This is a genomic window from Labilibaculum sp. (genome assembly GCF_963664555.1).
GTDB lineage: Bacteria > Bacteroidota > Bacteroidia > Bacteroidales > Marinifilaceae > Labilibaculum.
The window spans coordinates 1,441,856-1,456,547 of the sequence record NZ_OY761461.1; the positions used below are offsets into that span (position 1 = coordinate 1,441,856).

At 36.6% G+C, this 14,692-nt stretch carries 7 protein-coding genes; 1 reads left to right on the top strand and 6 read right to left on the bottom strand.

The features are described from left to right. Positions 1-5: 5 nt before the first annotated feature. The 6 genes from ACKU4N_RS05935 to ACKU4N_RS05960 form a co-directional block, all read right to left on the bottom strand. The gene (locus tag ACKU4N_RS05935; RefSeq protein ID WP_124992037.1) at positions 6-1,613 is read right to left on the bottom strand and encodes an alpha-N-arabinofuranosidase; all 1,608 of its coding nucleotides are present in this window, start codon (positions 1,611-1,613) and stop codon (positions 6-8) included. Positions 1,614-1,635: 22 nt separating this feature from the next. Continuing rightward, entirely contained in the window at positions 1,636-2,670 is a 1,035-nt protein-coding gene (locus ACKU4N_RS05940; RefSeq protein ID WP_321321550.1) for an arabinan endo-1,5-alpha-L-arabinosidase, read from the bottom strand. Positions 2,671-2,692: 22 nt separating this feature from the next. Beyond that, on the bottom strand, positions 2,693-4,306 hold the full coding sequence (locus ACKU4N_RS05945) for an arabinan endo-1,5-alpha-L-arabinosidase (protein WP_321321552.1): 1,614 nt from the start codon (positions 4,304-4,306) through the stop codon (positions 2,693-2,695). Between the two features lie 233 nt (positions 4,307-4,539). After that, a complete protein-coding gene (locus ACKU4N_RS05950) occupies positions 4,540-6,117 on the bottom strand; it encodes a RagB/SusD family nutrient uptake outer membrane protein (protein WP_321321554.1) in 1,578 nt (525 codons plus the stop codon). Positions 6,118-6,142: 25 nt separating this feature from the next. Continuing rightward, positions 6,143-9,157 (bottom strand): SusC/RagA family TonB-linked outer membrane protein, encoded by a 3,015-nt coding sequence (locus ACKU4N_RS05955; RefSeq protein ID WP_321321558.1) that lies wholly within the window; start codon positions 9,155-9,157, stop codon positions 6,143-6,145. 137 nt (positions 9,158-9,294) lie between these two features. Further along, positions 9,295-13,665: a two-component regulator propeller domain-containing protein gene (locus ACKU4N_RS05960; protein WP_321321560.1), complete on the bottom strand. Its 4,371-nt coding sequence runs from the start codon at positions 13,663-13,665 to the stop codon at positions 9,295-9,297. Between the two features lie 291 nt (positions 13,666-13,956). Here ACKU4N_RS05960 and ACKU4N_RS05965 point away from each other — a divergent pair, with 291 nt between their 5' ends. Then, positions 13,957-14,637: an NUDIX hydrolase gene (locus tag ACKU4N_RS05965; RefSeq protein WP_321321562.1), complete on the top strand. Its 681-nt coding sequence runs from the start codon at positions 13,957-13,959 to the stop codon at positions 14,635-14,637. Positions 14,638-14,692 lie beyond the last annotated feature (55 nt).

Genomic DNA, 14,692 nt, shown 5'->3' on the forward strand with positions numbered 1-14,692 from the left:
TGTATTTACTTCACTATAGAGCCTTTTATCATGGTAAAAGAATGTGCCGGAAAATCGTAAGTGATTTTATCACTTTTCTTCACTTTTAAAGAAGACTTTTTCTTTGTCTCCACGCTTGTTTTTCCGAAGTCATTTTCAGATTTAATGTCGGGACCATTTATTTCGTACACCTCAAATTCGCCGTCAAAAATTCCTTCCTGACAAAGTAAATCTGTTGTAATTGCCTTGTCTTTATTACGGTTCATCACGCAAACAATTACTTCGCCGTTGTTATAGGTGGCCGAAACATCTAAAAATGGAACGTCTTTTTGAATGGTTGTTGATTCACCCAATCCTATGAAAAATTTGCCCGTGTCATATGTCTCACAATCAACATGAACATCCAGAGAGGTTCCTTTTACATTGTTGGCAAATAACTGAATAGGATAGAAGATGGTTTGCTTAAACATTCCTTTTTCGGATGTGAATATAGGCGCAATAACGTTCACAAGTTGTGCCATATTCGCCATTTTCACGATATCAGCATTACGGATAAATGCATTTAAAAAGCCTGAAATTACCAGTGCATCTTCTAAATTGTAGCGTTCTTCGAGAGCTTTGGTACCTGCCATGGTTTCTTCTCCGCGGGCACGATACCAAATATTGTATTCATCCCAGGCAATATAAATTGGCGGGCGGTTTCCGCGGTCTGCATTTTGCATTTCGCGGTCAATCAAACCTTTTACAACACGGGTTCGTTCTTCCAGAACTAAAGGAGAGGAAACGAAATTGTAATAATTGTTTTCAACATTACCAACATACATATGCAAGGCTAAATAATCAATTACATCACGCAATTCGTGAAGTACTTTTTCGTTCCATTCGTTGGGATCTGCATTGGGACGGTAGTTTGACGAACCGGCTGCTATCAGCTTAATTTCCGGAGATGTTAGTTTCATCAATTTGGCTGCTTCTCTTGCTTTTTTGCTGTAATCTTCGGCATTTAGATGACCCATCTGCCAAAATCCATCCATTTCGTTTCCCAGACTCCAGTATTTAATGTTGTATGGATCTTCGTGACCATTTTTTTTCCGGAGTTCGGCATAATAGGGACCGCTTTTAACGTTGCAATACTCTACCCATTCCTGGGCTTCCTTTATTGTTCCTGTTCCCATGTTTACAGAAAAATAGGGTTCTGTTCCCATTCTTTTGGCATAAGCCATAAATTCATCCGTTCCAAAGCGGTTGCTTTCCAAACGCGACCAAGCCAATTCCATTCTGGCAGGACGATCATCTTTTGGACCAATGCCATCTTTCCAATTGTAATTGGATACGAAGTTTCCTCCCGGGTAACGGGTAATCGAGACATTCAGCTCTTTTACAGCATCCAGTACATCCAAACGAATTCCGTTTTCATCGGAAAGAGGAGAATTTTCTTCGTAAATACCTCCGTATACACAACGACCCAAATGTTCTACGAAATTCCCATAGATATTTTTGTCTACCTCACCAATGGTTCGGTCTACATCAATTTTGATGCGTGCATTTTGTGCTGATAATGTTTGTGTACCCACCAGAATTGTCAGCGAGCTTAGAACAGCAATTGCATATTTTTTTGATTTTATAATCTTCATATTTACAGTTTTATTTTGTATTTTATAATTTAACGATTGGCCACTGATCTTTATCCCAGTTAATTTCTTTGATTGAGAGCTTCGGATTGCCATTATCAGAAGCATCGTAAGCATGGAAAACTAAATAGTCGGTTCCATCAAAACTTACAGTTGCATTGTGTCCAAGTCCGTACCAATCCTTATTTCCTGATAAAAGAATGGTACCACCTCCTGTGTTCATTGGTTTGTTGTCTCTATCCAAATAGGGGCCATTTACATTCTTTGACCGGCCAACAATCATTTTATAGTTGCTGTTTACACCTTTGCAGCAATAATCAATAGATGCGAAAAGGTAGTAGTACCCGTCTTTTTTAAAAATAAAGGGAGCTTCTATGGCATTTCCTCCTGCATCGACAGGATTGTTGTCGATTGCCGGAGGATTGGGTAAACGGGAATCTTCTTTACGAGAGGCTATGGTTGGAATTTCCGTTAAATCATCATCTACCGACATTGCATCATCGGAAAGTTTCACCAATTTGATTCCATCCCAAAAAGAACCAAAACTTAGGAATGCCTGTCCTTGTTCATCTACAATTAAATTGGGATCAATGGCATTCCAATTTGTTTTGTTTGGAAAAGATTGGATGATTTTGCCATGATCAACCCATTTAAAATCAGGATCGTTTGCGTTTAGTGTTTTGTTGGTTGCCAAGCCAATGCATGAGGTGTTTTTACCAAATGCGGAAACGGAATAGAATAAGTAATACTGTCCTTTGTAAAATGAAATGTCCGGAGCCCAAATATGACCTTTAAAACCATCAACAGCTTCAACAGCCCATTTTGGAGGATTGTCAAATACAGGTTTCTCATCTGTCCAGTTTTTCATATCCGTTGAGGACCAAACATTGATTCCCCATCCGGTACTAAATAAATAGAACGTATCATTCTCACGGATCATTACCGGATCGTGAACGGAAATTTTATTTTGCCCAACAGATATTTGAGTGAACAATAATAAACTTGAAAAAAAGAACAATTTCACAAGCATCTCACTAATTTTTATAGATGATTTTTGCATTGTAATACAGATTTTGTAACTATTATTTTGTTGTTTTTTTACCCCAAACAGGTCTTCCTCCGGCTGTTAAGCCTGAGTAGGTAAAGGTTGTTGTTCGGGGTGATGCTTCCCAGTCCCAAGCTTTTTCCAGATTGAGATGTAACTCACCTATAGTAAGAATCTTTTTATCCTGATCGTAAGACCATGTACCACTTAATGCGCCGGATGCCGTCATGTTGGACGAGAGAATCAGTTGAGATGATTTTTGCTGAACCTTATATTCGTAATTCATTGATATGTTTTCCCACGTACCTGTTAAATCGCTTTCGCTGATGCTTGGTTGTGGCACACCTGCATAACGTTCAGGCATAACAACCGGCCAGCCATCTTCTGTCCATGCAATTTTTCGAATATTCCCCATCATAATGGCATTGCTGTAGGCGTTTCCATTTGTATTGGCAGGCAAACGGGCCTGCGAACTGTAGAACCATTCGTTTGTTTCTTCGTTTTTGAAAACAGCACAGTGTGAAATTCCTACCCAGCCTGAATGATTGTTGAACTTGTACGGGTGTGTTAACATGGGCCAGCATTCGCCTCCTTCAGTAATATTTGTTCCATCAATGCCAAGATATGGACCTGTGATACTTGTTGATCGGCATACTCTGGTATTGTAGGCAACCGATAGCTCATCGTAAGCCAGAAACAGATAATAGAATCCTGTTTTTTCATTGTAAATAATTTCAGGACCTTCCTGTGCCTGCCAACGATTAAGTTCGCTGTTTTGACGGCGTGCAATAAGAGTTCCGTAGTCTTCAATTGATGACAGATTATCGGGTTTTCCTGTGTCTGGATTCACTTGTAATGCGACAATGCCTGAATGCCACGAACCGTAAATCAGCCAGTGATTTCCTTCCGGGGTAATAATAAAAGTTGGATCTATTGCATTCCATTTAAAATAGGCGTTCCAGTCGCTTGTATTCGAACGCGACCAGTTGTTTTCTCTGTCTGAAACAGAACTAACTACCATTCCTTTATCCACCCAGGTGTTACTGCTTAAGTCATCCGATTCCATAAGACCGATAAAAGCATGTTCTGTCCAGGAACCATCAAAGTTTGCAGGAGTATTGGCTTTTCCTGATTCAATGTAATTGTCAATTACAATGCTGTAATACATTCGGTACTTGTTTCCAACTTTCCGAACAACCGGAGCCCAGTGTCCATAAATAGGAGAGTCTATAATATCAAGCCCTGCCAGAGTTCTCATGCTGTTGAGTGTGTCTTTTACCCACGAAGGAGTTTCGGTCATTGCCATTCCACGAAATTCCCAGTCAACCAAATCCTTTGATCTGCGATAAAGAAAATGTCCATGACCTTCGTGTGCATTTCCATAGGAAGCATCCGTTCCGTACATATAATAATACTCTCCATCATATACTACAGAAGGGTCATGAACATTGGCTAAATTCCAGGAAGTCCGATTGTCCCAACCTGATATGGCTGAATAATCATCAGCATATTCAGGACCGGAAAAATCATCCGCGGGAGGATTTTCTACTACCGGATCCGGTTCTTCGGGATCAATAATATTGTCATTACTGGAACAGCCTGCAGTCATTAGAAAAATCACGAAGGCTGCTGAAGAAATAAATCTCATCATCTGTTTTTTATAAAATCAGAGTTACTTAGGATTACAATTTCTGTTCTAAATAACTCTATTAATGCTGCTTTTTGTCCTTTATTGTAGGGCTTGAATTTGATGATTTCATCACCAAAACAGATCTATAGGGTCAGAAATACCAAAGTATTCTTCGTGATCTGATTGTTTTAGATGATTAAATAAGGGGGATGTCCACAAGAAGCGGACATCCTCAAAATTAGGTCTGAATAGGCTTAGTAGCCATCATTCTGTACCATTCCCTTGTTTGTATCCATTTCGGATTGAGGGATTGGGAAATATTCGCGGCCAGGAGTGTAGGTGTTGAATTCAGTATCCCTTGATTTTAGCCAGGCTAATTTGGATGCATCTTTTAACCATCCCCAACGGCGGATGTCATCAAAACGGTGTCCTTCCAAAGAAAGTTCTAAAAACCGTTCATGGGCAATTTGCTCTCTCATTTCAGCCTGTGTCATGTTTGGTTTAACGGTTGCTAAATCAGGCAGGTTTACACGATCCCTCACCATCTGTATGTACTGATAGGCATCATTGGTGGCTCCGGTCTCGTTTAAACATTCCGCATACATTAACAGCACATCTGCATAACGCATGATGCGTTCGTTAATTCCAGATCTCCAATCATACTCGTTTGCAAAATCACCATCAGAATTTTCATACTTTCTGCAGTATAAATCATTTAGATTGGATTCGTTAGCTGCATAAAATGTTGCGAAATCCTGACCGTATAATGACATTCCAACACCGTCGTAAGCATTTTTATTGTAGAATATTGTTGCGTCTAACCGCGGATCAACTTCTCCATCAACAGTTAATTCTTCTCTGTATTCATTAAACAATGCCCAGGTAGGTTGTAAATCTGCATATCCAAAGCCCGCAGCACCATATGTAATTGCTCTTCCTGAGGTTCTTCCCCAACCAGGTGCCGGCGTTCCTCCCCAGCTTAGATCTACACCGCCAGCTTCTCTGCTAAATTGTACTTCAAATACAGATTCTGAATTGTTTTCGTTTGTTACGGTGAAATTATCACGGTAATCAGCAACTAAAGAGTACACTTTCAGATCAATAACTTTCTTAAATGTCACTTTTGCAGATTCGAAGTCTTTTGTAAATAATTGTGCTTTTCCTATATAGGCCAAAGCTGCACCTTTTGTTGCTCTTCCTATTTGTCCTGCGTCCAGTCCGGATACATCATCGTAGGAAACAGGCAATAAACCGGCAGCCATTTCTAAATCAGAAATTACCTGAGCCCAGCCCTCTTCATTTGTTTTTTGTTGGTGATATAATTCACTGTTGGATAATGGCAAAGGAACATTTTTAAACATGTTTACCATGTGGAAAAAATACAAGCCTCTTAGAAAATAAGCCTGCCCCAGAACACGGTCTTTTAAATTGCTGTCTTCCATTTCTATGGACGGCACATTATCCAATACCTGATTTGCGCGGTAAATTCCCTGATAAAAATCACGATACGCCCAACTGTAAATATCTGGATTTGCAATACTCGAGTTGAATTTGCCGATAACGGACATTGCGGTCCAAGGGCTGTTACTTCTGGTTGCATCATCCTTTAAATCCAGCATCATAGGAGTGCTTCTCATGTAACTGCCATCTATTAGCATACTGCCATACACCGAATTAATTCCTTTAAGTGCATCGTTATCTGTCTTCCAAAATGCTTCTTCCGTATCAACATTTGGATCTATCTGTACTAAATCGTCCTCACTAACACAACTTGAAACCAAACTGGTCAGCGCAAACAAAATAGCTATACTGTAAATATTTTTATATCTCATTTTATTTCTGTTTTATTTAAGCATTTTAAAAGTCAATCTCTACACCTAAAATAAAAGTTCTTGGATTTGGAAAAGACCCGTAATCGAAACCTCTGGAGAATAATCCATCACTCATAAAATCAGGATCATATCCTTTGTATTTACTAATAGTCAACAAGTTTTGTCCTGAAACATAAACTTTTGCATGTTCCACTATATTATTTGCTTTTAATGGAATATTATAGGCCAACTGTGCATTTTGTAATTTGATATAGTTTCCGTTCTGGATAAATCGGTCAGATGCTCTTGCATTTTGATTGGTTTCCAATTGATCAGGACGTGGAATGTTTGTATTTGTATTGGTTGGAGTCCAGTAATTCAACATGTCTGTATGATGATTTACAAGTCCGCCAATCATCAAACTGTTGTAAGTTCCATTGTAGATTTTATTACCTGCACTACCTTGCCAGAACATTGAGAACTCCCAGTTTTTGTAAGATCCGCTTAAGTTTAAACCGTAGCTAATTTTAGGAATTGAAACGCCTTGGTAAGTTCTGTCTTCATCGGTAATTAAACCATCTTTATTTACATCTTTAAACTTAACATCACCTGCAACAGCACCCGGTTGAGTGGCATGTGAATCAACATCCGCCTGACTCTGAAAAAGACCTTCTGTTTCGTACACATAAAGTTCACCAATAGACCGTCCTACTTCGGTTCTTGAGTTGGTTCCATTAATTGGAGTATCATCTGTTCCTATTTTTAATACTCTGTTTTTTAGTGTTCCAACATTTGCCGAAATATTGTACTTAAACTCTTTTGAGGAGTTGGTATAACTCAATAAGAATTCAAAGCCTGTGTTTTTTACTGCCGCTGCATTTGTCATAACTGATGATGACCAATCGTTGCTAATTGTTCCGGTAGAAAGAGGTAGCGGAACTCTGGCTAACAGGTCTGTTGATTTTTTCTCGTAATATTCAGCCGTAAACTGTAGTTTGTTATCAAACATTCCTAATTCTACTGCTGCATTTACAGTTTCAGTATCTTCCCATTTAAGATTAGGATCCGTTGCATCAACAACAATTGTACCTGGAGCTAATGTATTTCCAAAAAGATAGCTTGCAAAACTATTGGTTGTAGGAGTGTAGGCATATACTCCTGCAGTATTGTTTCCCAACGTACCATAACCTCCTCTTAATTTCGCAGTATTCATCCACTGTGGAAGAGTGATAAAACTTTCGTTGTGCAATTTCCAGGCTCCGGAAACAGAGAAGTAATCTCCTGTATTATTTTGCTTGGCAAAAAGAGAAGTTTTGTCTTGTCTGTAATTTGCTGTTAAAAAGTATTTGTTATCAAAATTGTAGTTAATTCTGCTTAAATAGGATATGCCTGTTATTGTACTTTCGTATTCACCTGTAGAGGTGTCGTCAGCATATTCCAAATGACTGATTTCATTGTCTTCAAATCCAACTCCTCTTGACCAGTGATTGTAATAATTTGTTTTTTCCTGAACCCATCCTACAAGTGCATCCAACTTATGTTTGTTTATTTCAATGTTGTAAGTAAGCAGGTTGTCCAGCGAAGTAAAGGTTTTACGGCTATCGTTAATGTCAAGCGAAGATTCCGAATTTGTAGTAATATAATACCATCCTAAATCACTTGGAGGCACAAAATATCTTGTGTGAGTATCCAGTTGATCAGCACTGGCGCTAATTTTATATTTTAAGCCTTTTACAATTTCAATCTCACCCCAGATATTACCAATAAATCTGTTTCTTTCAGCTTCATTATCAATTAGGTTGTTGAAACCAATCACATTTAAAGTGATTGCTTTTTGAGTCAGGTTATCAGTACCTCCATAGCCACCTAGTCTGTTTTCGTCATAAACAGGCATTGTTGGGATCGATTGAAGCAGGTTTATTACCGATGAGGTACCTACATTGTATTCGTTAAAACTTTCTTTATCTGATTTTGTATACCCAAGTTTAGCACCATATTTAAATTTGCCTTTTTTTCCATTCAAATTTAAGCTGGTTGAGATTCGTTCATAATCCTGAGGAGTATCTATATAACTTGAGTTTTTGTAATAATCTGTATTAAAATTGTAACCGAAATTTTCAGAACCTCCGTTGAATGATATTGTATGATTCTGGATGATACCTGTTTTGAAAGCTGCATCCTGCCAGTCGGTATTTACATTGTCAATATAATACTCGCTGGCAGGATCGTTACCTGGAAGTATCGCTTGTCCTGAATTCAAGTAAGCAGCATTGGTAATTTTTTGGTATCCTTCTCTGTCGGTAAGTGAAATTTTCTTGGCAACATTCTGTATGCCGAAAAGAGATTTGAGTTTCATTTTTAAATCTCCATTTTGAACTCCTTTTTTTGTGGTGATGATTACAACACCATTCGCACCTCTCACACCATAAATGGCAGCGGAAGAAGCATCTTTTAGTACTTGCATTGATTCGATATCGCCGGGAGCGAAATCATTAGGATTGTCAACAATCATTCCATCGATTACAAATAATGGGTTGTTATTATTAAAAGAAGTAATGCCTCGGATTTTAATATTCACCGATCCTCCAGGCTCACCCGAAGATTGAACGGTAACTCCAGGAGCTTGCCCCTGCAGCATTTTGGCTACATCATAAGTCACTGTTTTTTTAGCATCATCGGTATCAATAACACTAACAGCACCTGTTAAATCCGATTTTTTTTGTGTGCCATATCCAATAACAACAACTTCATCAAGCTTTGATATATCTTCTTGTAAGGTAACATTGATTGATGTTTGATTATTTATTGGAATTTCCTGTGATAAATATCCAACAAAGGAATAAATTAAACTTGCATTTGGATCTTGAATGGTTAGGGAATAGTTTCCGTTAATATCCGTTATTGTTCCATTTGTTGTTCCTTTTTGAACAACATTAACTCCTGGGAGTGTTGTATTGCCGGTAGTTTCATAAACAACACCTTTAACGGTAATTTGAGCTTGACTTACTCCTGAAAGAATCAGGAAGCAGAACAAAAATCCGCCTAAAAATATTTTTTTCATAGAATAGAAATTAAATGTTACTTATCGTTTATAACGTTTGCAATGTAAGTCGATAGCTCTTCAAAGAGGTGGACAATTACACAATTGGGGTGGATGATTTCGGAAAATGAAGAAGTATGCTTATTGGAAAGTGTAGATTATTTGCTGTCTTTGAGAGAGTTATGTGTAAAGTCGGAGGGGCTCATTCCATAATGTTTGCGGAATACTCTGCTAAAATATTTTGGGTCATTGAATCCAACGGCAAATGCAATATCAGAAATTGGGAGTTTGTTTTCCTGTATCAACTCCATCGCTTTTTTTAATTTGAATGCGTTTATAAAATTGGTAATGTTTAAGTCTGTTATTGCTTTCAATTTTTTGTATAACAAACTGCTGCTTACAAACATTTCGCTGGCAAACTGATTGATTGTGAAGTCGGGATTGGTGTAGTTTTTTTCCAGTATTCGATATACTTTATTGATGAATTCTTCATCAACAGGGTTTGATGTAATGTTTTCCGCAGAAATGTTTTGCGACGAATTGAACATTCGTTTTAATTTCATTCTGCTTTCAATCAGATTTTTCATTCTAATCTGTAACAGTTGCAGATTGAAAGGTTTTGAAATGTAATCATCGGCACCGGTTTCAAGGCCTTCAACCCAGTTTTCAACCATATTCTTTGCTGTTAACAGGATAATGGGAATATGGCTTGTCTGAATCTCCTTTTTCATACATTTACACAGCTCAATGCCACTAAGTACCGGCATCATCACATCAGAGATGACTAAATCTGGAGAATGCTTTTTAGCCATCTTAAAGCCAATGTTACCATTTTCGGCTCCCAGTATTCTATAGTCCTCTTTTAAGGTTTGCATTAGAAAGGTACGCAAATCAAAATTGTCTTCAACAATCAGTACCAATGGTTTTGATTTGTCCTGTTTTCCAGTGTTTTCATATCCTAAGTTTGATTCTGGATTGACCATGTTATGAACTAATGTATCAACACGGGCTTTTAATTTCACCTCAGCCTGAGTGTTGTTGCGGTCTAAATCTTTTTCGTTATAACGATCGGTTGTATATGGCAAATAGACTTGAAAACAACTTCCTTTTTTGATTTCACTTTGAACTTGAATTTTACCGTGTAATATTTTAATAATCTCAGAGGTTAAAGCTAAGCCAATACCAGAGTTATTCTTGTCTAATTCTCTTTCGGATTCTACATGGTAAAACCGTTCAAAAATAAATGGCAGATGTTCCTTTGCAATGCCTTTTCCGTTATCAGTAACTTCAATGTATGCATAAGGTGCAGGGAAAATATTATCAGCATCATTCTCTACAAATTTAACTTTCATTGTAATTTCACCATTTTCAGGTGTGTATTTAAAAGCATTGGATAGCAAATTGTAAAAAATATTTTCTAGTTTTTCTGCATCAAACCATGTTTCTGAATTTGTTTGCTGTGCTTCAAAATGGTACTTCATTTGCATGTGTTGAGCCAAATTTTCAAATGATTCAAAAATATCATGTAAGAACTCATTTAAATTGCCTTTACTCACAAGCAGATCCATTTTTTCGTTTTCGATTTGCCGGAAATAAATAAGTCGGTTGATCAGATGAAGCAGTCGTTTGGCATTTCGGTCAATAATTTTTAAAGTGCTGATTGTGTTTTGATCATCGTTTAATTTTTTCATTAATTGTTCCAGAGGATCAATAATTAGCGTAAGGGGAGTTCTAAATTCGTGTGAGATATTCGTGAAAAAACGCAATCGAAGTTGGTTGACCTGTTTCACTTCCTTGTTTAATTCAATCATCTTGTCGCGCTGTTGGGCAATCTTTTTATTTTGAATTTCAAGTTCAAGTTTTTGTCCGCCGATTAACAGCTGTCTGTCCGCTAATTCCTGATTTGTTTGCTGCAAATGCTCAGCCTGATGTCTTAGTTTGTCTTTTTGTTCTTCTATTTTTTCAGTTCGTTCCAGTACCTGATTCTCTAACTTCCTTTTTTGCTCTTTTAAAAAACGTGTTCTGTATTGAATGTAGCTGATTATTATTAAAACGATTGCAATCAGGAGTGTAAATTGAAACCACATTGTTTGCCAAAAAGGTGGATGAACTTTTATTTTTAATTCTGCAATCTTGTCTGACCACATACCATCGCTGTTAGAGGCTTTAACCATGAATTTGTATTCTCCTCCCGAAAGATTTGTGTAATTGGCAAATCTTCTGCTTGATGGAACATTAACCCAATCCTTATCAACACCTTCCATTTGGTATGAATATTTTATTTTTTCCGGTAAAAAATAATCAAGAGCTGAGAATTCTATCGAGAAAACTGCGTCTTTGTAGGAGAGTTCAATTGAGTTTGTTTCAGATATGGATTTATTTAAAATTACATTGGAATGATATTCTTGTCCAATTTCAACAGGCCTGTTGAATACTGAAAATTCAGTAAAAACCGGTTTTGATGCTTCATGGTATGATTCAACATTTTCCGGCATAAAATAGTTTAATCCAGCTATTCCCCCAAAATAAAGTTTACCATTTTCATCAGCAGCTGATGCTGACCAATAAAATTGGTTACTTAAAAGTCCATCTTTTACAAAATAATTTTGAAAAGATTCAGTTTTCGGATTAAATTTTGAAAGACCATTGTCCGTACTGATCCATAAATTGCCTTGTTTGTCCTCTTCTATGGCATAAGTTACATTATTGCACAAGCCATTTTGGTCATTGTAAGTTATAAATTGAAACTTACCGTTATTATCAATAGTGTATTTACAGATTCCATTTCCGTAGGTACCAATCCATATGGTACCGTCTTTCGATTCAAACAAGGAAATGATGTAATTTCCAGGAAGAGAGAATGGGTTATCCTGCTGATTGAAAAAGGCGTCATATTTAATGCTTGTTTTTTTATCAAGTTGATTTAATTCATCTTTTGGAATGCGGAATAATCCATTACGGGTACCTATCCAAACCTTATTTTGCTGATCATTTAAAATACATCCAACTTCGAGATGTGCAGACAGTTTCATTTTCTCATCGAGATGGGTAAAGGTGTTCAGCTTGATATTGAATAAATCGAGTCCTTTTAATGTTCCAATCAGCAACTGGTCTTTATCCAATTCTGTTATTGAGGAAACGAAATTCGAACAAAGGCTGTTCGAAACTTCAAAATTGTTACGATAGGTATCAATGTTTTTGGTGATTACTGATTTTAGTCTTTTTAAACCGTCTCCCCATGTACCTAACCAAAGTTGTGTACTGCTGTTTCTATATATGGAAGTTATAAAGTTCGCGCCGATTTGTTCTTGAGGTGAATCGCTAAGATTAAAATGGTCAACATTTTCTCCATTATTAACGATTCTGTTTAAACCACCACCGGCGGTTCCTATCCAAAGAATGTTTTTTTCACTTAAAATAGAATTGATTGTATTGTGACTTATGCTTTTAGGGTTTAATGGAGTGTGAGTGATAGAATAAAAAGGTTTTTGATAAATGTTGTAAAAATTAACACCTCCTTTATCGGTACCTATCCATATATTCCCCTGTTTATCAGCTAGTAATGAATTAATGAAAGGGTTGTTTAATTTTTGATCTTCTTTGAAATCATCACCTAAATGATAAAAAGAGTGCGAACTTGGATCAAAAAAGTTTAGTCCGGCCAAAGTACCAACGATAATTGTGCCTGAATTGTCTTCAACAATTTCTGTAATTGCTATGTGGTTTAAACCAGATGAATTCTGTGGCTGATGCGTGTAAAAATAGATTTGTTTATTGTCTGGCTCATATTGATATAAGCCATTAGAGGTTCCGATCCAAACATTTTCTTTTGTATCAACAAAAATGCAATTTACAACAAGGTTTGCTACAGATTTAATTAGTTTGTTTAATGTGGTATCGTTTTGGAAATTTATCTTGTCAACAATTACCAAACCGTTCTCGGTTCCAATTAAAATGATTTTTTCATGAATTAAAATGTGACTGATGTGTTGGTTTGGCAAAACAATTTCAGTAATCTTCTTAGCTGAATATGAGTCTGTTTTATCTTCCTCAATAAGCCAAACTCCATCATCTTCTGTCGCTACCCAGATCTTATTTTGTTTATCAATTGATATATGAGGTATGGAGTGTCCGTTTAGATTCGACTTTATGTTTTCAGGCAACGAAAAGCGATTCTCATTAAAAAGGAATCTACTTAATCCATTTTTTGTTCCAATCCAGATATTTCCTTTGCTGTCTTCACTCATCGATTGAATAAAGTTGTCAGGAATACCGCTAAGATCCTTGGTTTTGTTATAGGTCGTAAAAGTGTAACCATCGTAACGGCAAAGTCCGTTCCATGTTCCAAACCACATAAATCCCCGGCTGTCTTGTAAGATACAATCTACTGTGTTTTGCGCTAATCCGTTGTTGTTATTTAAGTAATGGAAACGAATATGCGAAATTGGCGATTTTTGAGTTTCTCCAATAAGTGTATTGCTGCAAAAACTAAGAAGGATAAAGAAACTGAAAAAAATACATCGCCGCATGATATACTGTATTTTTATAATTTTAAATTAAGAGTGTATCGAACTATCAAAATGTGGTATTTGTACAAGTATACTTACATTCTTTGAATGCGCAAAACCAATAATTTGTGATTCGTATCATTTATTGTTGATTCCGATAGGAATAAATTAACCTTAAAATAAATTAATGCTTGTTATTGCATAAGAGTTTAATATTATTTTTTTGTAAATTTCGTCGGAAATTTATTTTTTTTCACAAGAAAATAATAAAAGTCAAAAATACTTTATATATTTGAGGAGAAAATTAATATTATGAATCCACAATATAAACATCCTAAATATCATGTTGCTGTCGATTGTGTAATCTTTGGATACCATGAAGGGGAGCTTAGGTTATTACTTTATCCCAGAGGATTTGAGCCGGCGATGGGAAGTTGGTCTCTACTGGGGGGATTTGTTCAGGAAGATGAATCTGCTGATATGGCAGCTCGTAGGGTATTAAAGAAAACTACAGGCTTGAGTGATATTTATTTGGAACAGGTTCAGTCATTTTCTGAGCCAACCAGAGAAGAGGGGACACGGGTAATTTCTTTAGCATACTATGCATTAATTCGAATTGATAAGTACGATACGGATTTGGTTCGAGAGAATGGAGCTCATTGGTGGCCAATAAGTAAGCTTCCTACTTTGATTTTTGATCATGAAAATATGGTTCACGAGGCATTGGACAGACTTCAGAAAAAAGCGAGTTTTGATTTAATAGGAGAAGAATTGCTTTCAGAGATGTTTACACTTCTGCAATTACGGAATCTATATCAAGCAATTTTTCAGAGAGAGTTTGATCCGGGGAATTTTAGAAAAAAGGTTTTGTCATTAGGACGACTGGAAAAATTAAATATTAAAAATACTACAGAATCCAAGAAAGGGGCATATTATTATCGGGCGCTTCAAGGAGATGTGGAAAAGACATTTGATAGAGTTGTGAAGTTTTAAAAAATAAAAAAAAAAGCAAAATTGCTTTTTTTTATTCTATATAAAAGTAGAAAGT